Origin of the sequence: Leifsonia sp. EB34 (genome assembly GCF_041260585.1) — a bacterium.
Taxonomy (GTDB): domain Bacteria; phylum Actinomycetota; class Actinomycetes; order Actinomycetales; family Microbacteriaceae; genus Leifsonia.
In genome coordinates, this window is sequence record NZ_JBGCCV010000002.1 from 111,694 (window position 1) to 134,784 (window position 23,091).

A 23,091-nucleotide genomic window follows, 5' to 3' on the forward strand; every position below is an offset into this window, starting at 1 on the left:
CCGCCGTCACCGTCGCAGCCGGAGGCCGCGCGGGGTCGGCAGGAATCCCGCCTCCGCGAGGGCCGCGCCGAGCGGGCTGCCGAGCACGTTCGCCCCGTTGACCGTCTCGATGGCGAGCTTGTCCACGCGGCGCGAGGTCACCAGGCCGGCGAGCGCCCGGGAGGCCGCCGCCAGCGCGGGGCGCACGGCTTCGTCCTCCTGGTCCACGAAGCAGAGCAGGCTCTTGCCGCCGCGCTCCACGTAGATCGTCAGCTCGCCGTCCACCAGGGCGACCAGCGCCCCGGCCTTGCGCCCGGGCCGGTGGCCGGTACCGCCCTCCACCCCTGCGGCCGTGGGCGGGACGGCCGGCCACGGCAGCGCCGCGCCGTACGCGTTCGCGGGGTCGGTCGCCGCCAGCGCGACCGCGTCGAACGGCCGCGGCTGGGTGTGGTCGCGGACGAAGGTGCGCAGCCGGTCGACGGTCGGTCCGCTCGCGAACTGTGCGGCGCCGAGCGTCTCCACGAAGTAGCCGCGGCGCGCGCGCCCGCTGTCTTCGAAGCCGCTGAGCACCTTGTAGGCGAGCGCGAAGCCTCCCGGCGTCCCCTCGTTCATCACAGACCCGCGGGTGACGACGCCGTAGCGGTCGAGCAGCGTCTCGGCCTGGCCGTGCGCGCGGACCGTGGAGTCCAGGTCGCGCTCCGGGAGCAGCGACCAGCGGCCGGCGACCGTCGGCGGTCCCATCCGGGTGACCATCGCGGAGGTGCGCGGGGCGCCCACTCTGCCGCGGTACATTCGGGAGCGGGTGGGCTGCCGGGGCCGCTTGTGCGCGCCGCCGCCTCCGCCGGTGAGGGTGCGTAGCGGTGCGAGCGTGTCGTTCGTGACCAGGCCTGCCCAGACCAGGTCCCACAGAGCGGTCACCAGGACGGCGTCCTCGATGGCCTCGCCGCGCTCGGCGCCGAGGGTGTCGGAGAGCTGCCGGAAGAAGTACCCACCGCCGCGGGCGAGCGCCGCCAGCACGCCGCGCTGCAGCTCGTCGGGATCGTGATCGGTCGGGGGCGCCAGCGTGAGCGGGGCGGAGTCCGCCAGGTTGAGGCTGATCCAGCCGTCGTTGCCCGGCAGCGAGCCGTCGCCCGCCCAGATCACCTCGCCGGTGGCGGTGAGCTCGTCCAGCATGGCCGGGCTGTAGTCCGCGACCCGGCTCGGCAGCACGAGCGACTCCCACGCGGAGGCCGGGATGCGCGCCCCTGCGAGCTGCTCGATGACCGACGCGACGGCGTCCACCCCGCGCAGGGTGGAGCCGATGTGCTGCCAGTCGCCGAGGAACCGCGCGAACGTCGTGGTCTCCACCGGCTCGACCTCCTGGCGGAGCGCGGCGAGCGACATCCGCCGTAGCCGGCGGAGCACTTCGGCGTCGCACCACTCGGAGCCGGTGGCGTGCGGGCGGAACTCGCCCTCCACCGCCCGGCCGTCGCGGGAGAGCCGGCGCAGCGCGTCGTGCACGATCGCGGGGCCGAGGCCGAACCGGGAGGCCACCTCCGCCACCTCGAACGGCCCGTGCGTGCGCGCGTAGCGGCTGACCAGGTCGCCGAGCGGGTCGTCCACCGGCTCGATGAACGCGACGGGCACGCCGATCGGGAGCGGGACGCCGAGCGCGTCGCGGAGGCGGCTGGCGTCCTCGATGGCGGCGTAACGCTCTTCGCCGGCGATGGTGACCAGGAGGGCGCGCTTGGCGTCGACCAGCGCGGCGAGGTGGGCGCGGGCGGTGTCGAGGGTGGCGTGCGGAGGCGGCGCGGCCTCCTCGCTCTCAGCCGCGTCAGCGTTCTCAGCCGGGCTCTCGCCCTGCGACCGCTCCGCGACCTCCGCGACCGTCAGCGGCCCGAGCAGCCGCAGCAGATCGGCCACGCCTTCCTCGCCGCGCACCCGTCGCTCCGGGTCGAGACGCTGCAACTGCAATTCCACCCGCTCGATCACCAGCGGGTCGAGCAGCTCGCGCAGCTCCGCCCGGCCGAGCAGCTCGGCGAGCAGCCCCGCGTCGAGCGACAGCGCGGCCGCGCGGCGTTCGGCGAGCGGGCTGTCGCCCTCGTACATGAACGCGGCGACGTAGCCGAACAGCAGCGAGCGGGCGAACGGCGAGGCCGTCTCGGTCGCGGCCTCCACCAGGGTGATCCTGCGCTGGGCGATGCTCTTCGCCACCTCGTCCAGCGCCGGGAGGTCGTAGACGTCCTGCAGGCACTCCCGCACGGTCTCGAGGATGATCGGGAAGCTCGGGTACTTGCGGGCGACGTCCAGGAGTTGCGACGCCTTCTGCCGTTGCTGCCAGAGCGGCGAGCGCTTGCCCGGGTTGTACTTCGGCAGCAGCAGCGCCCGCGCCGCACACTCCCGGAACCGGGAGGCGAACAGCGCAGAGCCGCCGACCTCCAGGGTGACCAACTCGTCCAGCTCCGCCGGCTCGAACACGAACAGCTCGCCGCCGGGCGGTGTGGATTCCGTGTCGGGAATACGCACGATGATGCCGTCGTCGGCCGCCATGGCGCCGGCGTCGATGCCGTAGCGCTCGCGCACGCGCGCCTGCACGGCCAGCGCCCACGGGGAGTGCACCTGCATGCCGTACGGCGAATGCAGCACCACCCGCCAGTCGCCGAGCTCGTCGCGGAACCGCTCGACCACGAGCGTGCGGTCGGTCGGAACGTGCCCGGTGGCCTCCTTCTGGTCGCGCAGGAACGCCAGCAGGTTGGCCGTCGCGAACGCGTCCAGCCCGGCCTCCACGCAGCGCAGCTCGGCGTCGGCCGGGGAGGCCGCGCTCAGCTCGCGCACGAACGCCCCGACCGCCGCGCCCAGCTCGGCCGGCCGGCCGATGCCGTCGCCCTTCCAGAACGGCAGCCGCCCCGGCTCGCCGAACGCGGGGGAGACCAGCACCCGGTCGTGGGTGATCTCCTGGATGCGCCAGCTCGTGGAGCCGAGCGCGAACACGTCGCCCACGCGCGACTCGTAGACCATCTCCTCATCCAGCTCGCCCACCCGGCTGGCGCGCTCGCCGACCATGTAGACGGCGAACATCCCGCGGTCGGGGATGGTGCCGCCGCTCGTGACGGCCAGCCTCTGGGCGCCGGGGCGGCCGGTGAGCGTTCCCGCATCGCGGTCCCAGACGATGCGCGGCCGCAGCTCGGCGAATTCGTCGGACGGGTACCGGCCCGCGAGCAGGTCCAGGGTCGCGTCGTAGGCGCTGCGCGGCAGCGTCGCGAACGGCGCGCTTCGACGCACGGTGTCGAACCAGTCGTCGGCGTCGAGCGGCTCCAGCGCCGTCGCGGCCACGGTCTGCTGGGCGAGGATGTCGAGCGGGTTCGTCGGGATCCGCATCGTCTCGATCAGGCCGGCGACCATCCGCTCCGTGGCCACGGCCGAGTGGATGAGGTCGGCGCGGTGCTTCGGGAACACGACCCCGCGCGACACCTCGCCGACCTGGTGGCCGGCACGGCCGACGCGCTGGAGCCCGCTGGCGACCGAGGGCGGCGCCTCCACCTGCACGACGAGGTCCACGGCGCCCATGTCGATGCCGAGCTCCAGGCTGGACGTCGCGACCACGCAGCGCAGCCTCCCGGACTTGAGGTCGTCCTCGATGAGGGCGCGCTGCTCCTTGCTGACCGACCCGTGGTGGGCGCGGGCGAGGATCAGCGACTCCGCGTCGGCGACGGCGGCCGAGCCCTTGGTCTGGCCCGAGCCGCCCATCAGCTCCGCCGGGGGCCGGGAGGTCGCGTCGCCTCCGGCCTCCCCGCCGAGCACCCGCTCCTCGTACAGCTCGTTGAACCGAGCGGTGAGCCGCTCGGCCAGCCGCCGCGAGTTCGCGAACACGATCGAGGAGCGGTGCTCCAGCACGCGGTCGACGATCGCCTCCTCCACGTGCGGCCAGATCGAGCCGGACTGCGGCGCGGAGCCGTCATCGTTGTCGCTCGTGTACGTGGAGGTGCCGAGCTCGCTCATGTCCTCGACCGGCACGACGACCCGGAGGTCGAAGCGCTTGCCCGAGGCCGGAGCCACGATCTCCACGGGGGAGCTGCCGCCGAGGAACCGCGCGACCTCCTCGGGCGGCCGCACCGTGGCGGACAGGCCGATCCGCTGGGCGGGCTTCTCCAGCAGGGCGTCGAGCCGTTCGAGGGAGAGCGCCAGGTGCGCGCCGCGCTTGGTGGCCGCGACGGCGTGCACCTCGTCGACGATCACGGTCTCCACGCTCCTGAGCGTCTCGCGCGCCTGCGACGTGAGCATGAGGAAGAGCGACTCGGGCGTGGTGATCAGGATGTCCGGCGGCGACGAGACGAGCGCGCGGCGGTCGGCCGAGGACGTGTCGCCCGAGCGCACGCCGACGCTGACATGCGGAGGCTCGGCCCCGAGCCGCCGAGCCGTCTGCGTGACGCCGACCAGCGGGGCGCGGAGGTTGCGCTCCACGTCCACGCCGAGCGCCTTCAGCGGCGAGATGTAGAGGACGCGCGTGCCGGGGCGCGCGTCGGGCGGCCGCTGCTCGCTCGCCAGCCGGTCGATCGCCCAGAGGAACGACGCCAGCGTCTTGCCCGAGCCGGTCGGGGCGATGACGAGCGCGTGCCGGCCATGCGAGATGGCCTCCCACGCGCCGGTCTGCGCGTCCGTGGGCGCGGCGAAGGCCCCGCGGAACCATTCACGGGTGGCGGGGGAGAACCGGTCGAGCACGTCGCTCATCGCCTCCATCCTGCTCCCCGCCACCGACACCGCCAAGGGGGCACCGGCCGGCCCCGGTCTCGCCGGTCAGCAGACACCGCCAAGGGGAGGCCGCCCTCCCGGGCGCGGCGAGAGCGGTCAGCGCGGCAGGTTCGCCCGGATGAAGGAGGAGATGTCGCCGAGTTCGAGCGGCGAGATGCCGTGCCCGAGGCCCTCGTAGATCCGCGCGTCGAGCGCGGTGTGGGCGCCCAGCCACTCGGCTGCGCGCGCCACGCCAGCAGCCGGGATGGTGTCGTCGTGGGTGCCGCGGCCCCAGAACACCGGAGGCAGACGCTCGGCGAGCTCCGCGTCGCCGTCCTGCGCGCCCTGCACCACGAACGCGGACAGTGCCACCACGAAGTCGAAGCGCTCCGGCGCCAGGCGGAGGAGCTGGATGGCGAGCGCGCCGCCCTGCGAGAAGCCGAGCAGGCCGGTCGGCACATCGGGCTGGGCGTCCAGCCAGTCGAGGACGGCGCGGGCGGCCGCGTCGGCGTTGGCGGCGAGCGGGTCGCCCGAGACATTGGTGAAGCGCGAGAACCACGCGAAGCCCGGCCCCTCCGGGATCGGCGCCCGGAGCGAGGCGATCACCGGCTCCAGCGGCAGGTACGCCGAGATCCCGAACAGGTCCGCCTCGTCCGACGCGTAGCCGTGCAGGAGGACCAGCCGGGGGCGGCCGACGCGGTCGGTCTCGCCGGCGGACCAGAGCACGGCCTCGCTGTCGAGGTGGAGCTCGGGGGCGGGGAAGGGCATGGTCCATTCTGCGCATGAGAGCGCGTCCTCCACATCCCCCCAGATCGCGGCGCAGTCCACAGATCGGTCTGTAGCGCTGGCGCCACGGGGCGTCATCCGTAGGATCAGTGCATGAGCGTGCGCACTCCCGACCCGGACCCGACCCCCGATCCGCTCGACGGCGACGGCGTCCAGCCCGGCCCCGCCTGGCTGAGCGACATCGAGCTGGAGCAGATCCGCCGGCGGCTGCCGCTGCTGTACGTGGAGGCCGTGCCGGTGCGGGTGGACGGCCTCGGCCAGGTCACCGAGGTCGGTGTGCTGCTGCGGGCCAACGCGGTGGGCGAGATCACCCGCACCCTCGTCTCGGGCCGGGTCATGTACGGCGAGACGCTGCGGGAGGCGCTGTTCCGGCACCTCGAGAAGGACCTCGGGCCGATGGCTTTCCCGCTGCTGCCGGCGAGCCCGGTGCCGTTCCAGGTCGCGGAGTACTTCCCGATGCCCGGGGTGACGGCGTTCACCGACGAGCGGCAGCACGCGGTCTCGCTCGCCTACGTCGTGCCCGTCACCGGCACCTGCGAGCCCCGGCAGGACGCGCTGGAGATCACCTGGATGACGCCGGAGGAGGCGGTCTCCCACACGGTGTGCGAAGAGCTCGAGGGCGGTCGTGGAGTGCTCGTGAAAGCGGCGATGGCGTCGGTCGGCAAGATCGTCTGACCGGGTTTCAAAATTCTGCTTGCGCTCGTTGGCTAATGATATTAGCTTTGCGGCTATGAACACTTCCATCGCTTCGCAGGTCCGGTACCTGCAGCGCCCCGAGGGACGCATCAGCTACACCGTCGAGGGCTCCGGCCCGCTCGTCGTCGCCGTCCCCGGGATGGGCGATCTGCGTTCCACCTACCGCGAGCTGACCGGTCCGCTGCGGGAGGCCGGCTACCGCGTCGCCGTCACCGACCTGCGGGCTCACGGCGAGTCGGACACGACCTTCCGCGAGTTCGGCGACATCGCGACCGCCCGCGACCTGATCGCGCTGATCGACGAGCTGGGCGGAAACGCCGTCGTGCTCGGCAACTCGATGGGCGCGGCGGCCGCCGCGTGGGCCGCCGCCGAACGTCCCGACGCGATCGCCGGCCTCGTGCTCTACGGCCCGCTGCTGCGGGACCCGGCCATGAGCCGCCTCACCGTCGCCGCCATCCATGGGATGTACCGGGTGCTCTTCACCGGCCCGTGGGGTCCCGGCTTCTGGGCGGGCTACTACCGCTCGATCAACAAGGGCCGGAAGGCGCCCTGGCTCGCCGAGCACACCGCCGACCTCAAGCGCAACATGCGGGAGCCCGGCCGGCTGCGCTCCTTCCGCCACCTCACCCTCCAGCTCACCCACTCGGTCGTCGAGCCCCGGCTCCCGGAGGTGAAGGCCCCCATCCTCGCCTTCGTCGGAACCCTCGACCCCGACTACCCGGACCCTGCCGCCGAGGCCGACTGGATCGAGTCGCTCGGCGCGGAGGTCGTCCGCGTCCCCGAGTCCGGCCACTACCCGCAGGCCCAGCGGCCGGACCTGATCGTTCCCGCGACGCTGCGCTTCCTGGCAGAGCGGCGCGCGAGCGGGTGGGGTGAGAAGCGTGCCTAGGGCCGGGCTGACGCGCGCGGCCGTCGCCGCCGTCGCCCTCGACGTCGTGGACGACGGCGGCGTGAACGGCCTGGACCGGCTGACCCTCGCGGCCGTGGCCTCCCGCGCCGGAGTGGCAGTGCCGAGCCTCTACAAGCACGTCGCGTCGCTCGACGACCTGCGCCGCGTCGTCGCGACCGAGTGCGTCGCCGAGCTGACTGGCGTCCTGGCCGAGGCGACCATCGGGCGCTCCGGTCCGGACGCCCTCCACTCGGCCGCGGATGCCGTCCGCGCCTACGCGCACCGCCATCCGGGACGCTACGCCGCGACGCAGGTCGCGCCCGACCTGGCTTCGGAGGCCGACGCCGAGCTCGCGGCGCGGGCCGCCGAGACGATCGCCGTCCTGGCCGCGGCGCTGCGCGGCTTCGGGCTCCCCGACGACGCGACGGTCGACGCCATCCGGATGCTGCGCAGCGCCCTGCACGGCTTCGTCACCCTCGAACTCGGCGGCGGCTTCGGCCTCCCCGACGACCTCGACCGCAGCTTCCGCCTCCTCATCGACGGCATCGAGGCCGGCATCGCCACCCTGGCCGCCCCCGCGACCCGCTAGCGCCGCCGCCTCGGGCACCGTTCAACCGGAGTTCCGCCCCTCCCCACCCCGATTCTCCGGAGCTACGGACACCTGCTAGGCGTGTCGTCCCGAGTCTCCGGAGTTGGCGACGCGGTTGTCGCAGGGTGGGGTCAGCCGCGGGCGCGGCGGGTGCCGCGGCCGCGGGTGGTGCCCGCGTTCACCAGGTCGCCGACGCGCATGCCCGAGCGCGAAGCGTTCGAGCCGTGGTTCGAGCCGCCCTTGTGGCCGGAGCCGGTGGTGTGCGTCGCGGCGTCTCCGCTGGAGGCGCGGCGGCTGCGGCCGTTGCCGCGCGGGGAGCTGTCGGTCTGGCCTCCGCCGTTCCGGCTCTGCTCGGCGCCGCCACGACCGGCGCCACGGCCTCCACCATTCCGGCCACCACCAGTGCGATTCGCGCCGCTCTCGTTTGCAGCATCGCGGCCTCCGGCATTCCGGCCGCCACCGTTGCGGCCTCCGGTCTCGCGGCCAGAGATCTGGCCCGCGTCACCCGCGGCCCCGTTCTGCCCGGCCCCCCGACGCCGCCTGCGGCCACCGCCGGCCCCGGTACCCGCGCCGGCGTCACCGCGACCGCCGCGGTTCGCACCGCCGCCGCCGTTCCCGCCGCCGCCGTTCCCGCCGACGTTCGCGACCGGCGCCGGCGCGACGCGCTCCGCGCGCTCGCCCACCAGTGCGGTCACCGCGGCGGACTCCGCCGTCACCCGCTGCGGCGTCGCCGTGATCGCGGCCGCGCGCAGCAGCGACTTCACGTCGCCCACCTGCTCCGGCAGCATCACGGTCGCGACGTCGCCCGCGCTTCCCGCGCGTGCCGTGCGGCCCGAGCGGTGCAGGTACGCCTTGTGCTCCGCGGGCGGGTCGACGTGCACGACCAGCTCCACCTCGTCGACGTGGACGCCGCGGGCGGCCACGTCCGTGGCCACGAGCACGCGCACGTCGCCGCTGCCGAAGGCCGCGAGGTTGCGGTCGCGGGCGCCCTGGCTGAGGTTTCCGTGCAGGTCAACAGCCGGGATACCGGCCGAGGTGAGCTGCTTGGCGAGGCGCTTGGCCTGGTGCTTGGTGCGCATGAAGAGGATGCGGCGGCCGCGGCCGGAGGCGAGCGCGTGGATGAGGTCCTTCTTGGCGTCCTGGTCGGCCACCTCGAAGACGTGGTGGGTCATGGCCTCGACGTGGCTGGTGGCCTCGTCCACCGAGTGCAGCACCTCGTTGGTGAGGAACTTCTTCACCAGCTTGTCCACGCCGTTGTCCAGCGTCGCCGAGAAGAGCAGACGCTGGCCGCGGGCCGGGGTCGCGTTCAGGATGCGCGTGACCGTGGGCAGGAAGCCGAGGTCGGCCATGTGGTCGGCCTCGTCCAGCACGGTGACCTGCACCTGGTCGAGGTGGACGATGCCCTGCTTCATGAGGTCTTCGAGGCGGCCGGGGCACGCCACGATGATGTCGACGCCGGCCTGCAGCGCGGTCACCTGCCGGCTCTGCGAGACCCCGCCGAAGATGGTGGTCGTGGTCAGCCCGAGCGCGGCCGCGAGCGGCTTGAGGGTGGCGTCGATCTGGGTGGCGAGCTCGCGGGTCGGAGCGAGCACGAGGCCGCGCGGTCGGCGGCCGCGGGACGGGCGGCCGCTGGACGCGGAGTCCGCCGCGGCGAGCCGCGCGGCCAGCGGGATCGAGAACGCGATCGTCTTGCCGGAGCCGGTCTTGCCGCGGCCGAGCACGTCGCGTCCGGCGAGCGTGTCGGGCAGGGTGTCGGCCTGGATGGGGAAGGGCTCCGACTTGCCGTCGGCCGTGAGGACGGCGACGAGGGGAGCGGGCACGCCGAAGTCGGCGAAAGTCTGATTGGTCACTGGTGCCTTTCTGGCAGAGTCAGCCCGTGCGGGCTGGTCCGGCGGCGTCGCGGAAGGCGACGTCTTCGCCGGAAAGAAGAGGGATGGTGCGCGGCGGGGGCCCCGCCCGGCGCTCGCGCACGCCGGCGATGCCGGCAGGCCAGTCGTGCTGGTCCGTCGAGTCTAGCCGGTGCGGGCCGCACGCTTGCTGGGAGCGCATTCATAGCCGGAGGTCGTAGACTTTCGGCCCGTAATCCCGGAAGGTGGTCCGCGCGTGCAGGAATCCGAGCTCGATCGTGAGCGGACCGTCGTCTCCGGCCTGTACGAGCGTCTCGACACGCTCCGGGCGGAGACGGAGGAGCGGCTGACCCGGGTGCGTCGCGAGAGCGTCGGGAGCAACCACCAGGCGCGCAGCGAACGCGATGCCTTCGCGCGCCTGTACGAGGACCAGCTCGTGCAACTCCGTGATGTGGACGCCCGCCTCGTGTTCGGCAGGCTGCTGCTGGAGGAGCCGGTGGACGGCACCGACCGCCGCTACATCGGCCGGGTGGGTCTCCGCGACGAGGACCAGCGCTCGCTGCTGGTGGACTGGCGCGCCCAGCAGGCGAGCGCCTTCTACCAGGCGACCGCGAACGAGCGGATGGGCGTGCGGGCCCGGCGGCACCTCACGATGAACGGCCGCCAGGTGGTCCGGATCGACGACGAGGTGTTCGACGAGGCGCTGCTCGACGGCGACACGTCCGGCGAGAAGGTGCAGGGCGAGGGCGCGCTGCTGGCGGCGCTCACCGCGCAGCGCACCGGCCGCATGCACGACATCGTCGCGACCATCCAGGCCGAGCAGGACCGCATCATCCGCTCCGACCTCCGCGGCGCGCTCGTCGTACAGGGCGGCCCCGGCACCGGCAAGACGGCGGTCGCGCTGCACCGCGCGGCCTACCTCCTGTACGCGAACCGGCAGCGGCTGAGCACCTCCGGCGTGCTGGTCGTCGGACCGTCGTCGGCGTTCCTCCGCTACATCGAGGCCGTCCTCCCGTCGCTCGGCGAGACCGGCGTCGTCATGCAGACGCTGGGCGAGCTGTTCCCCGGCGTGGAGGCCACGACCGACGACGAGCCGGAGGCCGCGCGCCTCAAGGGCTCCCTCCAGATGGCGCGGCTGCTCTCCCGCGCGGTGCGGTCACGGCAGAAGGCGCCGACCGAGCCGCAGACGATCGTCGTCGACAACGAGCGCCTCGTCGTCCAGCCCGACCTCGTCCGGCGCGCGCTGGCGAAGGCGCAGCGCACCGGCAAGCCGCACAACGTCGCCCGGGTCACGTTCGTGAAGCAGGCGCTCGGCGAGCTCACCGACCAGCTCGCCGCCCAGCTCCGGGCCGGCGGGTCCACCATCGACGACGCGGACCTGCGGGTGCTGCGGGAGGACCTGCGCACCTCGTACGACGTCCGCGTGCTGCTCAACACCGCCTGGCTGCCGCTCACCCCGCAGAAGCTGCTGCAGGACTTGTACGCACGCCCGTCGTGGCTCGCCGAGCTGACGCCGCGCTGGACGCCGGCGCAGCGGGAGGCCCTGCTGCGCGAGCGGACCGCGCCCTTCACGGTCTCCGACGTCCCGCTCCTGGACGAGGCCGCCGAACTGCTCGGCGACTTCCCCGGGCGTGCCGACCTGGCCTCCCGCGAGCGGGACCGGCAGCGCAAGCGCGACCTCGAGAACGCGCGAGCGGCGATCCGCAACATGGGTGTGCAGGGCCTGGTGAGCGCCGAGCAGCTCGCCGACGGTTTCGCCGAGCAGGAGGCCCGCGGCACCACCGCCGAGCGTGCCCTGGCCGACCGGTCGTGGACGTACGGACACGTCGTGGTGGACGAGGCGCAGGAGCTGTCCGCGATGCAGTGGCGCGTGCTGGTGCGCCGCTGCCCGATGAAGTCGTTCACGATCGTCGGCGACATCGCCCAGGTGGCCTCGGCCGCCGGCGCGACCAGCTGGGACGAGGCCCTCGGCCCGGTGTTCAAGGACGCCTGGCGCCTGGAGGAGCTGACGGTCAACTACCGCACCCCCGCCCAGATCACCCGCGAGGCGGAGCGCATCGCGGCCGAGGCGGGACTGCCGATCACCCCGACGCGCGCGGTGCGGGAGGGCGACTGGCCGATCCGCCGGGTCACGGCCGAGGCCGCCGGACTGGCGGACGCCGTCGTGGAGGCGGTGGCGCACGACCGGTCCCTCGACGCCGAGGGGACGCTGGCCGTCATCGCGACGGCCGCCGAGGTGGAGGCCGTGACTGCGGCGGTCCGCTCGCGGTTCGGCGAGTCGGCGGCGCGCGGGGCCGCCGGACTCACCCGGCCCATCTCGGTGCTGACCGGCTACGAGGCCAAGGGACTGGAGTTCGACGCGGTGGTGCTGGCCGACCCGGCGGCGCTCGCCGCGGAGTCGGCGCGCGGGGCCGCATCGCTGTATGTGGCGATGACGCGGCCGACGCAGCGGCTGACGCTGGTGGAGGCCTGACCCCTCACTCCCCGCCGTAGCGCTCGCCGACCGGCACCTCCACGCCCAGCGTGTTGCCGGCCTGCGCGAGCGGGCACGCCCACGCCGGGTCGTAGGCGCAGGACGGGTTGTAGGCGAAGTTGAAGTCGAGGACGATCGTCGTCTCGTCGGTGTCGGCTGTCATCCCGAGGTCGGCGCCCTTGATCGTGTCGATCAGGTAGCGGCCGCCGCCGTAGGTGCCCCCGCGCCGGCCGGCGAGGGCGTCCTTCACGGGCACGAACAGGCCGCCGCCGTAGGAAGCGAGACGCCAGACGTCGAGGGTTCCGGCGAACGGGACGCGGACGGCGCCCAGGAGTTCGAACGGGACGACGCCGTCGGTGCCGGTCTCCACGTCCATCCGCACGGCCTCCGCGGCCGGGTGGATCGGCAGCTCGAAGCGCCACTCGGGGTCGTACGGCGACACCGGGAGGCCGGTGAAGCGGTCGCGGTCCTCGTCCAGGAGCGGGGAGGCCGGGTGCGACGAGAACAGGTCGTTGCGGCAGGAGATCCAGTGCGCGTGGGCGGCGGCCGGGTCGGAGGCGGCGATCCGGCGCACCGACGCGTACAGGGCGAACACGCTGCGGCGCCAGTCCGCGGTCTGCACGGCGGAGGCGGCCCGGCTGCGGCCGGGGGCGACCTCCGGGGAGGGCTCGGGGGTGATGGTGCTCATGCTGCTGCCTCCGTCGCTGGGGGTGTGTCGTGCTCGGCCGCGTCTGGCTCGGCCGTGTCCGGTCCGGGCTTGGGGGGATCGTATGCCCAGGTGGGCGCGAGGCGACGCAGGCGCACGCCGCGCCACTGCCAGAACGCCCACAGTCCGTACCAGGCGAGCGGCGTCACGACGCCGGCCCGCACCACCAGTCGGTCGCGGTACAGGGTGCGGAGCCGGCCGTCCGGACCCGGTCCTGCGGGGTCCGGGGCGATCGCCATCCGGTGGTCGAGGTGCGGGATCGCCGACAGGACGCCCCCGACGCCGCCGCCGCTGTCGCGCAGGATGCGGGTCCCCTGCTCGCGCGGGTCCGTCGAGCGGAGGGTGTCCAGCCGGATGGCCTGCCTTCCGACGGTGACGGCGCCGAGGGCGCGCACGCTCACCCGGTGCTCCGCGCCGTCCCACACGGTCGGGAACCCGGCGGGCTCGTCCGACCGGAAGTCCACCCACGGCAGCGCCACCTCGCGGAACGCGGTGGGGCTCTGCAGGGCGCGCCAGGCGGCGTCCGGGTCGCAGTCCAGGATGAGCTTCAGGAGCACCTTCACGTCCCCCAGTGTCACGCATCCTCCGCACCGGGGGGAGTCATTCTCGGCGCACTCCCGGACGGCACGTCCCGACCGCTAAGGGCCTGCCGCCTCCTCCGCCCGCGCCAGCAGCAGCGCCCGCTCCCGTTCGTTGCCGGTCATCGCGGCCGCCCGACGGAACTCCTCCTCCGCCTCCGCGGTCCGGCCGACCTTCAGCAGGAGGTCCGCCCGCACGGAGGGGAGCAGGTGGTACGACTCCAGCGCGCCGTCCAGCACGAGCCGGTCCACCACGTCGAGGCCCGCCTCCGGTCCGTGCGCCATCGACAGGGCGACCGCGCGGTTGAGCTCCACGACCGCCGACGGCTGGAGGGCGGCGAGCGCGCCGTAGAGCGCGACGATCTCCTCCCAGTCGGTGTCCTCCGGCGCCGGGGCGGTCGCGTGGCAGGCGGCGATGGCGGCCTGCAGCGTGTAGGGGCCGCGACCGCGGGAGCCCACCAGCCGGTCGGCGCGCGCGAGGGCGGCGACCCCGCGGCCGATCAGGATGCGGTCCCAGCGGGTGCGGTCCTGGTCCCGCAGCAGGATCGGCTCGCCGTCGGCCGTGGCGCGCGCGGGGAGGCGGGAGGCCTGGAACTCCATCAGCGCGACGAGGCCGTGCACCTCCGGCTCGCGCGGGGTGAGCTCGGCGAGCACCCGGCCGAGGCGCAGCGCCTCCTGGCAGAGGTCGGGGCGCATCCAGTCGTCGCCCGCCGTCGCCGAGTAGCCCTCGTTGAAGATCAGGTAGACGACCTCGAGCACCGAGGCCAGCCGCTCGGGGTACTCGGCGCGGTCGGGCACCTCGAACGGGACGTGCGCGGCGCTCAGCGTGCGCTTGGCCCGCACGATGCGCTGGGCGATGGTCGGGACGGGGACGAGGAAGGCGCGCGCGATCTCCTCCGTGGTGAGGCCGCCGAGCAGCTTGAGCGTGAGGGCGACCCGCGCGGGCGGGGCGAGCACCGGGTGGCAGGCGACGAACACGAGTCGCAGCAGGTCGTCCTGGATCTCCTCCACGACGGCGGCGGGGTCGTCGTCCTCCTGCTGCTCCAGGTCGCGGGCGAGGGCGGCGTAGCGCTCGTCGAGGCGTTCGCGGCGGCGCCAGCCGTCGATCGCGCGGCGCTTGGCGACGGTGGTCAGCCACGCGCCGGGGTTGCGCGGGATGCCGGCCTCCGGCCACTGTTCGAGCGCGGCGACCAGGGCGTCCTGGGCGAGCTCCTCGGCCAGGCCGACGTCGCCGGTCCAGCGGGCGAGCCCCGCGACCAGCTTGCCGGACTCGATGCGCCACACGGCCTCCACGGCGTCGGCGGCCGTGCGCTCCGTCTCCGCCACCGCCGCTCCTCCCGCGCTCACGTCGCCCCCGCGCCGGTCAGGATGCGGCGCACCTCGACTCTGCCACGACCGAGGGGGACCCGTCTCGCCCATTCGACGGCTTCCGCGCGATCGGCGGTCTGCACGATCCACAGCGCGACGGGGCGGACGGGGGAGACCGGTTGCAGGTCGGCGTCCGTGCGCGGGCCGTTCAGCGCGAGCTGGATGTGCGCTCCGTCGTCGGAGGCGAGGAGTTCGCCCGCGAGCAGCACGCCGGCGCGGATCAGCTCGACAGTGTAGCGCTGGAGCATTTCGGCCGGCGCCGAGGCGTCCGTGGTGAGCAGGAGGAGGTAGCGCATCGGTGGTCCTTCCGTCGGGAGTGGCGGAGCACTCGTAGAGACGTCGCGCCGGGGACCCAGGATTCGACGCCGCAGCCCGTCGCCGCCCGCGATGTCCGTGGTGTGCGCTAGAACGGGAGCATGGCGATCCGCTACTGGCTGGGCGTGGTGCACCACGACCATGTGCTCCGCGGTGTGGCCGGCGGCTTCGCGCAGGTCAACCACGGTGCCCGCGCGCCCCTGGAACGGATGGGGCCGTCGGACGGGTTCGTCTTCTACTCGCCGCGGGAGTCCTTCGAGGGCGAGCCGCTCAAGCAGTTCACGGCGGTCGGGAGGCTGGCCGACGCCGACGTGTTCCAGGCCACCCAGGGCGCGCAGATGCGCGGTCCGAACGGTGACTTCCTGCCCTGGCGGCGCCGTGTCGACTGGGACCACGACGCGGTCGCGACGCCGATCCGGCCGCTGCTGCCCTCCCTCGACTTCACGCGGGACAACCGCGACTGGGGCTACCAGCTCCGCGCCGGCCTGATCGAGTTGACCCGGCACGACTTCGACCTGATCCGCCACCAGTTGCGGCACACGCCGGGCGAGCAGCGGCCCTCCACCGCGCGCCGCGCCGACGGGTCGCGTCACCGTGCGCAACACGGGATGACCGCTTTCACGGCCGGGCTACGCTGAGGCGGTGAGCTCGCAGACCGACCCCTCCACCGTTCCCGCCGCCCACCGCCAGGCCAAGTACCAGGTGCGTTTCGACTGGGCGGCAGAAGGAGCGGCCGCCGTCGCGGGCGACGCCGACGTGGTCGTCTGGGTGGACGCCATCGAAGACCGGCCGGCCCAGGAGGCCGCCGCCGCGCTCCCCGGGACGGGTGCGGTCGTCGCCGCCGGCCTGGCCGACGCCGCCGCGGTCGCGCAGTGGATCCTCGCCGAGCAGGTCCGCCTCGGCCGCCGTGCGATGGTGGCGCTCGTCGCTGCGGGCGGCTCCACGCCCTCCGGGGACACGCGCTTCGCCGTGGAGGACCTCCTCGCCGCCGGCGCGGTGGTGGACGCCCTCGCCGCGCTCGGGATCGACTACAGCTCGCCGGAGGCCGCTGCCGCGTGCGCCGCCTTCACGGGCCTCCGCGGCGCGGTCGCGCATCTGCTCACGGCGTCGGCCTCGGGCCAGGAGCGCATCGCCGCGGGCGCGGACGCTGCGGCGCTCGCCGCCTCGGGAAAGCTCGGCACGGTCTCCGAGGTGCGGGTGCTGCGAGCCGCCTGAGCGGTCGGTATGAAGTCCCAGGCGCCGGAATGATCCGGTGGAACCGGGTGTTCAGTGCGATCAGGAGGTTTGCATACATGAAAGCACTGCTGAACGACACCGTCATCGCGGAGGCCCCGACCGAGGACCTCATCCACATCGAGGGCAACTGGTACTTCCCGCCGCAGAGCGTCAACTCCGAGCACCTGGTGGAGTCGGCGACTCCGTACACGTGTCCGTGGAAGGGCGAGTGCCAGTACTTCTCGGTGAAGGACGGCGACACCCTGCTCCAGGACCGCGCGTGGAGCTATCCCACGCCGTACCCGAGCTCGTTCGACCGCGTCGGCAAGGACTACAGCAACTACGTCGCGTTCTGGAAGGACGTGCGCGTCGTCGACTGACGCATCACCTGACAGGACATGCCGTGCGCGCCCCCGCGCGAACGGCATGTCCTGTCATATCGTGGGTGCGCAGGTTCGCCGACTACGCTGGACGTGAACCGCACGACCTGGGAGCCGACCCTGAGCATCATCCTCGGATACGATCCGTCCACCCTGCGCGAGCGTGTCGACCTCCGTGCCGCCGACGAGCGGCTGGAAGAGCTCGGCAGCCTGCGCAGCTTGAGCGCGCTCAACGAGAAGACCGTGCTGCTCCGGCTGCTCGGCCGGCTCGACGAGGCCTACATCGTCGCCAACGAGGCGGTGCGGCAGGCGCGCTTCACCGGCGACCGCGAGCAGCTCCTCGGCGCGCGCATCCGACGCGCCCAGGTCCTCCAGTACCAGGGCAAGTTCGACGAGGCGATCGTGGAGCTCAACGGCTGCGTCGACGAGGCGCGCGGGCGCGAGTGGACGGCCCTGGAGGCCTTCGCGGTGCAGAACCGCGGCAAGGTGCACTTCGACCTCGCGGAGTACGAGAGCGCGCTGTCCGACATGACGGCCGCGGTGTTCCTGCGCGAGAAGCTCGGCGCCTCCCCGGCGGAGATCGAGGGCGCCCTCACGGCCGTGGCCGTGGTGCAGCGGTTCCTGGAGGCGCAACGAGCGGCTGCAGGCTCCGGCGCATCCGACGCCGGCGGGGACGGCGCCGGCGCTCCGGCGTAGGATTCCTGGCATGAGCGGACCAGGGAGCCAACGCTGATGGCGGACCTCGATCGCGTGCGCCGCTGGGCGGACGCCCTCATCGCCCTCCATCTCGACCCGGCCGTGTGGAGCTTCGACTTCGACAACGCCAAGACGCGGGCGGGCCTCTGCAACTACACCGCCAAGCGCATCACCGTCTCCCGGTATCTGGCGGCCCGCTACGAGGACGACGACATCCACCAGATCCTGCTGCACGAGGTCGCGCACGCGCTCGCGGGCTCCCGCGCCGGTCACGGCCCGCGCTGGCGGGCGATCGCGCTCGACCTCGGCTACGAGGGCAAGCGGCTGCACGGCGGCGCGATCGCGGACGACCTCGCGCCGTGGGTGGGCACCTGCCCGCAAGGCCACACCCATTACCGTTATCGCAAGCCGGCCCGCGCGCTCGCGTGCGGTGCGTGCAGCCGGCGGTTCGACTCGGCCAACCTCATCTCCTGGGTGCACCGGGAGGTGTCGGCGGCGCAACGCCGGATGGCCGCAGCCGCCGCCACCGAGGCCGTCGACCCCCACTGAGCCGCGCCCTCTGCGGAGCGCGCTACGCCGTCTCGACCGCGAGCCGGGCGTCGAGGCCGTCGCGGACGGCGGGCCACTCCTCGCGGAGCACCGAGTAGACCGCGGTGTCGCGCCAGGTACCGTCCGCGCGAAGCTGGGTGTGCCGCAGGACGCCCTCGAAGGTCGCCCCGAGCCGCAGGATCGCGGCCCGCGAGCGCTCGTTGAGCACGTCGGCCTGCAGCTTCACGCGCTCGAAACCGTGGTCGAACGCCGTGCCCAGCAGGAGGCGCTTGGTCTCGGCGTTGACGCGGGTGCCCCAGACCTCCGGCGCGTAGGCGGTCCAGCCGATGTGCGCCGAGCCGTTCGGGAGGTCGAAGTCGCCGAGCGTCGTCGTCCCGACGATACGGTCGCCGTCGCGCAGGCAGACCGCGGTGACGTTGGCGGTGTCCCAGGCGAGGTAGCCGAGGATGAACTCCCGCCACTCCTCGTAGGTGTCGCGGTAGGCGGCGAGGCCGCCACCCCAGCCGCCCGCGAACACCTCGGGGTGCCCGATGGCGTCGTGCAGGTCGGGCAGGTCGTCGTGGGTGAGCGCCCGCAGACGGACCACCGTGCCCTCGAGCACGGCACGGGGGTCGGGGCGGGTCGCAGTCACCCGCCCAGTATCCCATCGGCATCGCATCGGCCCGATTCGAGCGGTCCCGGGAAACCCACTAAGTTGGTTCGGTGCCTACCGACGCCCTCCTGCCCCGCGAGACCGGGCAGTGGATGGAGGACGCGGACGGCCTGCGCTGGTGGTTCGACTCCGGCGCGCTCGCTCTCGACTTCGCCTACACCGGCGGGGCGGAGGTCCTGGGCGGCGTCGAGGGGACGGACCACGACGGCGCGGACCACGACACGGCGGACGGCGACACGGCGGACCACGGCACGCAGTGGCGCTCGGTGGACGACGCCGAGCAGCTCGGCGCGTGGCTGCAGTCCCGCTTCCCCGAGGTGGCCGCGACGACAGGCGACCGCGAGTTCCGCGACGCCGAGATGCTGCGCGCGGCGATCGGCCGCCTCGCACGCCAGGCCAGCCGCGGCGAGACCCTCGGCCCGGCGGACGTGGACGTGGTGAACCTGTTCGCCGCGACTCCCGACATCCCCCCGGTGCTCTCCGGTGGAGGCCGCCAGGCCGGACGCACCCTCGCGCGCCCGCATCAGGCGCTCGGCACGGTCGCGCGCGACGCGGTGCGACTGTTCGGCCCGGACGCCGACGGCCGCATCCGCGAGTGCTCCGCCGACGACTGCGGGCTGGTCTACCTGGACACCTCACGCAGCGGCAACCGGCGCTGGTGCTCGATGCAGCGCTGCGGCAACCGCGCGAAGGTCCGGGCGCACCGGGCACGCGCGGCCGGCAGGCGTGCAGGCGCCGCCGAGATCGCAGAATAGACGGGCAGAATAGGCGGATGGAGCCCAGCGCCGATCCGACCGTCGCCCCGCGCGTCAGCGTCGACCTCAACAGCGACCTCGGCGAGTCCTTCGGCGCCTGGAGCATGGGCGACGACGTCGCGATGCTGCGGCTGGTGACCAGCGCCAACGTCGCATGCGGTTTCCACGGCGGCGACCCGTCCACGATGCTCGCCACCTGCCGCCTGGCCGCCGAGAACGACGTCGCCGTCGGCGCGCACGTCTCCTACCGCGACCTCGCCGGCTTCGGCCGGCGCAGCATGGACGTCCCCGCCGCCGAGTTGCGCGACGAAGTGCTCTACCAGCTCGGCGCCCTCGCCGGGATGGCGCGCGTCGCCGGGACCTCCGTTCGCTACGTCAAGCCGCACGGCGCGCTCTACAACCGGATCGTCCACGACGAGGCGCAGGCCGCGGCGGTGGTGGAGGCTGTGGCCGCGTTCGACCCGACGCTGCCGCTGCTCGGCCTCCCGGGCTCGGCCGTCGAGCGCGCGGCCGGTGCGCGCGGCCTGCGGTTCGTCCGCGAGGCCTTCGTCGACCGGGCCTACCGGGCGGACGGCGCCCTCGTGCCGCGCACCGAGCCCGGCGCAGTGCTCTCCGAGGTGTCGGCCATCGCCGCCCGCGCGGTGCGGATGGCGCGCGACGGCGTGGTGGAGGCCGCCGACGGCACACCGGTGGCCGTCGCCGCCGACTCGCTCTGCGTGCACGGCGACACCCCGGGCGCGGTGCGGATGGCGGAGGCTGTGCGCCGGGGCCTGGACGAGGCCGGCATCGCGGTCAGGCCGTTCGTGTGACCGGCCACGTGATCCCGTACGGCGACAGCGCCCTGCTCGTGGAGTTCGGCTCGCTGGACGAGGTGCTCGGGATGCTCCCGGCCCTCCAGCGCACGCGCCCGGCGGGCGTGCTCGACCTGGTGCCCGCCGCCCGCACCATCGCGGTCCTGCTCGACCCGCACGTGCTGAGCCCCGCCTCCGCCCGCGGCTGGATCGAGCGCACCGCCCCGGAGCCGGCCGAGGCCGCGGACGAGGAGGTCGTGGAGCTCCCCGTCCGCTACGACGGCGACGACCTCGCCGAGGTGGCCGCCCTCCTCGGCGTCGATCCTGCCGAGGTCGTGAAGCGGCACACCGCTTCGCGCTGGCGCGTCGCGTTCGGCGGCTTCGCCCCGGGCTTCGCGTACCTCGTCACCGACCACGACGGCCTCGTGGTCCCGCGCCGGGCGACCCCGCGCACCGCGGTGCCCGCCGGCTCGGTCGGCCTCGCCGGGGAGTTCAGCGGGGTCTACCCGCGGTCCAGCCCGGGCGGCTGGCAGCTCATCGGCCGCACCGACGCGACGCTCTGGGACGCGGCGGCCGACCCGCCCGCGCTGCTGCGGACGGGCGTCGTGGTGCGGTTCACGGCGGTGACCGCGTGACCGGCCTCCGCATCCTCCGCCCCGGCCCGCTCGCCCTGGTCGAGGACCTCGGCCGGCCGGGTCTCGCCGCGGTCGGCGTGAGCCCGTCCGGCGCGCTCGACCGTGGCGCGCTCGGCCTCGCCAACCGGCTCGTCGGCAACGCCGTGGACGCCGCCGGGCTGGAACTGCTGCTCGGCGGCTTCGCCGCGCGGTTCGAGTCGGCGGCGTGGTTCGCCGTGACGGGCGCCGCCACCCGCATCACGCTCGACGGTCACCCGATCGACCCGGACACGGTGGTGCACGCGGCCGCCGGCGCCGAGCTCCGGATCGCGCCCCCGGTCGCCGGAGTCCGCAGCTACCTCGCGGTGCGCGGTGGCTTCGCCGTGGAGGCCGTGCTCGGCTCCCGCTCGCGCGACACCCTGTCCGGTCTCGGGCCGGCGCCGCTCGCCGAGGGCGACCTCCTGCTGTTCGGCGCCGAGCCCTCCCGCCCGGTTCCCGCCGTGGACTTCGTCCCGGTCGCCGACCTCGGCGACGGCACGGTGGAGGTCCGCGCCCACCGCGGGCCGCGCGCCGACTGGTTCACGCCCGCCGCCGTCGACGCCTTCTTCTCCGTCGAGTGGCGGGCGAGCGCCGAGGGCGACCGCGTGGGCGTGCGGCTCGACCCTCCGCGTGTCCCGGCGCACGCGCGCGGCGTGGACCCGGCGCCGCCGCTGCTGCTCGAACGCGCCGTGCACGACGAACTCCCGAGCGAGCCGATGGTCGTGGGCGCGGTGCAGGTCTCCCCGGACGCCCGCCCCACCGTGCTGCTGGCCGACCATCCGGTGACCGGGGGCTACCCGGTGATCGCCGTGGTCGCCGCCCGCTCCCTCGACGCCTTCGCGCAGCTCCGCCCCGGCCAGCCCCTCCACTTCCGCCACGCCTGACCCGCAGAGCCAGCCCGCCGCGAGGCCCTCGGCGGTCAGTCGCGGCGCGTGCCGCTCTGGAAGATGCTGCGCGCCGGCGGGGGAGACGGCACGCTCGTCGCGTCCGTCACGATGGGTGCGTTCGCGGCGAACATGCGCAGCTCCTCCCCGGCCACGGCCTTGGCGGGATGGGGCCCGCTCGCGAGCAGCCGGGGCAGCCACTCCAACGGCAGCGGCGAGTTCGACCCGACCAGCACGACGTTGCCGAACCGGCGCCCCTTCAGCACCTGCGTCTCCGCCAGCGCCGCCACGTTCTCCACGACCGCGCCGAGCGTCGACACCTGGCTGCGCGCGAACGTCAGCGGCGGCCCGTCGGCCACGTTCACGAGCACGATGCCGTCCGGCTTCAGCAGCGACGTCGCCGCGCGGTAGAACTCCACGCTCGTCACGTGCGCCGGCGTCCGCGAGCCGCTGAAGATGTCGATCACCAGCAGGTCGACCTCGCCGCGCAGGCCGGCGGGCAGCTTGCCGACGACCTCCCGGGCGTCGCCGTGCCGGATGCGGATCTGCGCGTAGCGGGGGAGCGGCAGGTTCTCGCGCACCAGGTCCACGAGCCGGCTCTCCAACTCCACCACCTGCTGCCGCGAGCCCGGCCGCGTGTGCGCGACGTAGCGCGGCAGGGTCAGCGCGCCGGCGCCGAGGTGCACGGCCGTGATCGGCTGCCCGGGCTCGCCGATGAGGTCGATGACGTTGCCCATCCGCTGGATGTACTCGAAGAACAGCCGGCTGGGATCGTCCAGGTCGACGTGCGACTGCGGCGTGCCGTCCACGACGAGCTGGTACGCGCCCGGCACGAACCGGTCCGGCTCGATGGTGGCGAGGTAGCCGCTCTCGGAAAGGACGACCGAGGGGAGCGGCGGGTTCTGGGGCACGGCGTCCAGCGTAGTCCGCGGCCTCCACCCGATCTCCACCGTGTTCTCCACCCGATCTCCACCCGGTCTCCGCCGCCGGGCGGTCCCGCCACAGCAGCCCTGACGCGACGCTTGAGGGGTGCCGGACGCCCCGGCCGGAAGGACTCGGACCCATGAACATGCAGACGCTGACCAACGCGATCCTCATCCTGGTGCTGATCGGCTGGGTGGGCTACCGCCAGATGGTGTGGCGCCCGGTGTCCATCGCCCAGATGTGGCGCTTCCCGGCGATCATGTCGGTGGTCGGGCTCGTGCTGATCGGGCAGCAGGTGAAGCCGTCGTCGCTCACCCCGCTCGACCTGGCCGTGGTGGCCGGCGAGCTCGTGCTGTCCCTCGCGGTCGGCGCGTGGATGGGCGGGATCGCGCACTTCCGCCCGCTGGAGTCGCCCATCCGGGTCGGCAGGGACGCCCGCTACATCGCGACGTACGAGTCGCGCACCGGCGTGCTCGGGATCGTGCTGTGGGTGCTCGTGATCGGCGTCCGCATCGGCGTGGATGTGCTTGCGTCGATGGCCGGAGCGCACCTGGCCACCGCGACCGGCGTCATCTTCCTGGTCTTCGCCGCCAACCGCGCCGCCCGGACGGCCGTCTTCGCGGCGCGTCTCGATCGGCACGCCGCGCTCGCCGCATGAT

23 protein-coding genes are annotated in these 23,091 nt (G+C 74.0%); 14 read left to right on the plus strand and 9 right to left on the minus strand.

The features are described from left to right. Nucleotides 1–6: 6 nt before the first annotated feature. Nucleotides 7–4,686 carry an ATP-dependent helicase gene (locus ABIA36_RS09950; RefSeq protein ID WP_369962216.1) on the minus strand — a complete coding sequence of 1,560 codons (4,680 nt, stop codon included), beginning with the start codon at nucleotides 4,684–4,686 and terminating at the stop codon, nucleotides 7–9. Between the two features lie 117 nt (nucleotides 4,687–4,803). Next, on the minus strand, nucleotides 4,804–5,454 hold the full coding sequence (locus ABIA36_RS09955; protein ID WP_369962217.1) for an alpha/beta hydrolase: 651 nt from the start codon (nucleotides 5,452–5,454) through the stop codon (nucleotides 4,804–4,806). A 111-nt stretch (nucleotides 5,455–5,565) separates the two neighbouring features. Between ABIA36_RS09955 and ABIA36_RS09960 the strand changes: the two genes are divergently transcribed. The 3 genes from ABIA36_RS09960 to ABIA36_RS09970 are packed head-to-tail and all read left to right on the plus strand — an operon-like array spanning nucleotide 5,566 to nucleotide 7,646. After that, on the plus strand, nucleotides 5,566–6,147 hold the full coding sequence (locus ABIA36_RS09960; RefSeq protein WP_369962218.1) for an NUDIX hydrolase family protein: 582 nt from the start codon (nucleotides 5,566–5,568) through the stop codon (nucleotides 6,145–6,147). A 55-nt stretch (nucleotides 6,148–6,202) separates the two neighbouring features. Beyond that, nucleotides 6,203–7,057 carry an alpha/beta fold hydrolase gene (locus ABIA36_RS09965; RefSeq protein ID WP_369962219.1) on the plus strand — a complete coding sequence of 285 codons (855 nt, stop codon included), beginning with the start codon at nucleotides 6,203–6,205 and terminating at the stop codon, nucleotides 7,055–7,057. After that, complete coding sequence (locus ABIA36_RS09970) at nucleotides 7,050–7,646, plus strand: TetR-like C-terminal domain-containing protein (protein WP_369962220.1); 597 nt, start codon at nucleotides 7,050–7,052, stop codon at nucleotides 7,644–7,646. The genes ABIA36_RS09965 and ABIA36_RS09970 overlap by 8 nt, the downstream gene beginning before the upstream one ends. Before the next feature lie 131 nt (nucleotides 7,647–7,777). Here ABIA36_RS09970 and ABIA36_RS09975 read toward each other — a convergent pair whose 3' ends face one another. Beyond that, nucleotides 7,778–9,496, minus strand: a complete 1,719-nt coding sequence (locus tag ABIA36_RS09975; RefSeq protein WP_369962221.1) for a DEAD/DEAH box helicase — start codon at nucleotides 9,494–9,496, stop codon at nucleotides 7,778–7,780. Between the two features lie 253 nt (nucleotides 9,497–9,749). Here ABIA36_RS09975 and ABIA36_RS09980 point away from each other — a divergent pair, with 253 nt between their 5' ends. After that, complete coding sequence (locus ABIA36_RS09980) at nucleotides 9,750–11,966, plus strand: AAA family ATPase (protein ID WP_369962222.1); 2,217 nt, start codon at nucleotides 9,750–9,752, stop codon at nucleotides 11,964–11,966. A 4-nt stretch (nucleotides 11,967–11,970) separates the two neighbouring features. Here ABIA36_RS09980 and ABIA36_RS09985 read toward each other — a convergent pair whose 3' ends face one another. From ABIA36_RS09985 to ABIA36_RS10000, 4 genes are all read right to left on the minus strand, one after another. Further along, on the minus strand, nucleotides 11,971–12,654 hold the full coding sequence (locus ABIA36_RS09985; RefSeq protein ID WP_369962223.1) for a DUF1684 domain-containing protein: 684 nt from the start codon (nucleotides 12,652–12,654) through the stop codon (nucleotides 11,971–11,973). Continuing rightward, nucleotides 12,651–13,235 (minus strand): hypothetical protein, encoded by a 585-nt coding sequence (locus ABIA36_RS09990; protein ID WP_369962224.1) that lies wholly within the window; start codon nucleotides 13,233–13,235, stop codon nucleotides 12,651–12,653. Before ABIA36_RS09990 ends, ABIA36_RS09985 begins: the two co-directional genes overlap by 4 nt. A 75-nt stretch (nucleotides 13,236–13,310) precedes the next feature. Next, nucleotides 13,311–14,576, minus strand: a complete 1,266-nt coding sequence (locus ABIA36_RS09995; RefSeq protein WP_369962225.1) for an RNA polymerase sigma factor — start codon at nucleotides 14,574–14,576, stop codon at nucleotides 13,311–13,313. Nucleotides 14,577–14,593: 17 nt separating this feature from the next. Further along, nucleotides 14,594–14,914, minus strand: coding sequence for a YciI family protein (locus tag ABIA36_RS10000; RefSeq protein ID WP_369962226.1), 321 nt, complete (start codon nucleotides 14,912–14,914; stop codon nucleotides 14,594–14,596). Between the two features lie 120 nt (nucleotides 14,915–15,034). On the opposite strand from ABIA36_RS10000, the gene ABIA36_RS10005 reads away from it, so the two are divergent. The 5 genes from ABIA36_RS10005 to ABIA36_RS10025 all read left to right on the plus strand — a co-directional run bounded on the left by ABIA36_RS10005 (nucleotide 15,035) and on the right by ABIA36_RS10025 (nucleotide 17,773). Continuing rightward, entirely contained in the window at nucleotides 15,035–15,571 is a 537-nt protein-coding gene (locus ABIA36_RS10005) for an EVE domain-containing protein (protein ID WP_369962227.1), read from the plus strand. A gap of 4 nt (nucleotides 15,572–15,575) precedes the next feature. Next, complete coding sequence (locus ABIA36_RS10010; RefSeq protein ID WP_369962228.1) at nucleotides 15,576–16,148, plus strand: hypothetical protein; 573 nt, start codon at nucleotides 15,576–15,578, stop codon at nucleotides 16,146–16,148. Nucleotides 16,149–16,225: 77 nt separating this feature from the next. Then, nucleotides 16,226–16,528 (plus strand): DUF427 domain-containing protein, encoded by a 303-nt coding sequence (locus tag ABIA36_RS10015; RefSeq protein ID WP_369962229.1) that lies wholly within the window; start codon nucleotides 16,226–16,228, stop codon nucleotides 16,526–16,528. A 93-nt stretch (nucleotides 16,529–16,621) separates the two neighbouring features. Further along, complete coding sequence (locus ABIA36_RS10020) at nucleotides 16,622–17,224, plus strand: hypothetical protein (protein ID WP_369962230.1); 603 nt, start codon at nucleotides 16,622–16,624, stop codon at nucleotides 17,222–17,224. A 36-nt stretch (nucleotides 17,225–17,260) separates the two neighbouring features. Then, on the plus strand, nucleotides 17,261–17,773 hold the full coding sequence (locus tag ABIA36_RS10025; RefSeq protein ID WP_369962231.1) for a SprT-like domain-containing protein: 513 nt from the start codon (nucleotides 17,261–17,263) through the stop codon (nucleotides 17,771–17,773). 22 nt (nucleotides 17,774–17,795) lie between these two features. Here ABIA36_RS10025 and ABIA36_RS10030 read toward each other — a convergent pair whose 3' ends face one another. Then, nucleotides 17,796–18,404, minus strand: a complete 609-nt coding sequence (locus ABIA36_RS10030) for a GNAT family N-acetyltransferase (protein WP_369962232.1) — start codon at nucleotides 18,402–18,404, stop codon at nucleotides 17,796–17,798. A 71-nt stretch (nucleotides 18,405–18,475) separates the two neighbouring features. On the opposite strand from ABIA36_RS10030, the gene ABIA36_RS10035 reads away from it, so the two are divergent. The 4 genes from ABIA36_RS10035 to ABIA36_RS10050 are packed head-to-tail and all read left to right on the plus strand — an operon-like array spanning nucleotide 18,476 to nucleotide 21,508. Further along, complete coding sequence (locus tag ABIA36_RS10035) at nucleotides 18,476–19,180, plus strand: CGNR zinc finger domain-containing protein (protein WP_369962233.1); 705 nt, start codon at nucleotides 18,476–18,478, stop codon at nucleotides 19,178–19,180. Between the two features lie 17 nt (nucleotides 19,181–19,197). Continuing rightward, the gene (locus tag ABIA36_RS10040) at nucleotides 19,198–19,989 is read left to right on the plus strand and encodes a LamB/YcsF family protein (RefSeq protein ID WP_369962234.1); all 792 of its coding nucleotides are present in this window, start codon (nucleotides 19,198–19,200) and stop codon (nucleotides 19,987–19,989) included. Beyond that, nucleotides 19,986–20,606 carry an allophanate hydrolase subunit 1 gene (locus ABIA36_RS10045; protein WP_369962235.1) on the plus strand — a complete coding sequence of 207 codons (621 nt, stop codon included), beginning with the start codon at nucleotides 19,986–19,988 and terminating at the stop codon, nucleotides 20,604–20,606. Before ABIA36_RS10040 ends, ABIA36_RS10045 begins: the two co-directional genes overlap by 4 nt. After that, on the plus strand, nucleotides 20,603–21,508 hold the full coding sequence (locus ABIA36_RS10050; RefSeq protein ID WP_369962236.1) for a biotin-dependent carboxyltransferase family protein: 906 nt from the start codon (nucleotides 20,603–20,605) through the stop codon (nucleotides 21,506–21,508). The genes ABIA36_RS10045 and ABIA36_RS10050 overlap by 4 nt, the downstream gene beginning before the upstream one ends. 35 nt (nucleotides 21,509–21,543) lie before the next feature. On the opposite strand, the gene ABIA36_RS10055 is transcribed toward ABIA36_RS10050, so the two are convergent. Continuing rightward, the gene (locus ABIA36_RS10055) at nucleotides 21,544–22,419 is read right to left on the minus strand and encodes a spermidine synthase (RefSeq protein ID WP_369962237.1); all 876 of its coding nucleotides are present in this window, start codon (nucleotides 22,417–22,419) and stop codon (nucleotides 21,544–21,546) included. Between the two features lie 152 nt (nucleotides 22,420–22,571). On the opposite strand from ABIA36_RS10055, the gene ABIA36_RS10060 reads away from it, so the two are divergent. After that, a complete protein-coding gene (locus ABIA36_RS10060) occupies nucleotides 22,572–23,090 on the plus strand; it encodes a hypothetical protein (RefSeq protein WP_369962238.1) in 519 nt (172 codons plus the stop codon). The last annotated feature ends 1 nt before the right edge of the window (nucleotide 23,091 follow it).

What these genes read in the sequence shown, in the direction of transcription:
- ABIA36_RS10000 (WP_369962226.1), bottom strand. Translation starts at nt 14,914, where the DNA reads ATGCGCTACCTCCTCCTGCTCACCACGGACGCCTCGGCGCCGGCCGAA.
- ABIA36_RS10025 (WP_369962231.1), top strand. Translation starts at nt 17,261, where the DNA reads ATGGCGGACCTCGATCGCGTGCGCCGCTGGGCGGACGCCCTCATCGCC.
- ABIA36_RS09955 (WP_369962217.1), bottom strand. Translation starts at nt 5,454, where the DNA reads ATGCCCTTCCCCGCCCCCGAGCTCCACCTCGACAGCGAGGCCGTGCTC.
- ABIA36_RS09960 (WP_369962218.1), top strand. Translation starts at nt 5,566, where the DNA reads ATGAGCGTGCGCACTCCCGACCCGGACCCGACCCCCGATCCGCTCGAC.
- ABIA36_RS09965 (WP_369962219.1), top strand. Translation starts at nt 6,203, where the DNA reads ATGAACACTTCCATCGCTTCGCAGGTCCGGTACCTGCAGCGCCCCGAG.
- ABIA36_RS10015 (WP_369962229.1), top strand. Translation starts at nt 16,226, where the DNA reads ATGAAAGCACTGCTGAACGACACCGTCATCGCGGAGGCCCCGACCGAG.
- ABIA36_RS10060 (WP_369962238.1), top strand. Translation starts at nt 22,572, where the DNA reads ATGAACATGCAGACGCTGACCAACGCGATCCTCATCCTGGTGCTGATC.
- ABIA36_RS09985 (WP_369962223.1), bottom strand. Translation starts at nt 12,654, where the DNA reads ATGAGCACCATCACCCCCGAGCCCTCCCCGGAGGTCGCCCCCGGCCGC.
- ABIA36_RS10005 (WP_369962227.1), top strand. Translation starts at nt 15,035, where the DNA reads ATGGCGATCCGCTACTGGCTGGGCGTGGTGCACCACGACCATGTGCTC.
- ABIA36_RS10040 (WP_369962234.1), top strand. Translation starts at nt 19,198, where the DNA reads ATGGAGCCCAGCGCCGATCCGACCGTCGCCCCGCGCGTCAGCGTCGAC.
- ABIA36_RS09950 (WP_369962216.1), bottom strand. Translation starts at nt 4,686, where the DNA reads ATGAGCGACGTGCTCGACCGGTTCTCCCCCGCCACCCGTGAATGGTTC.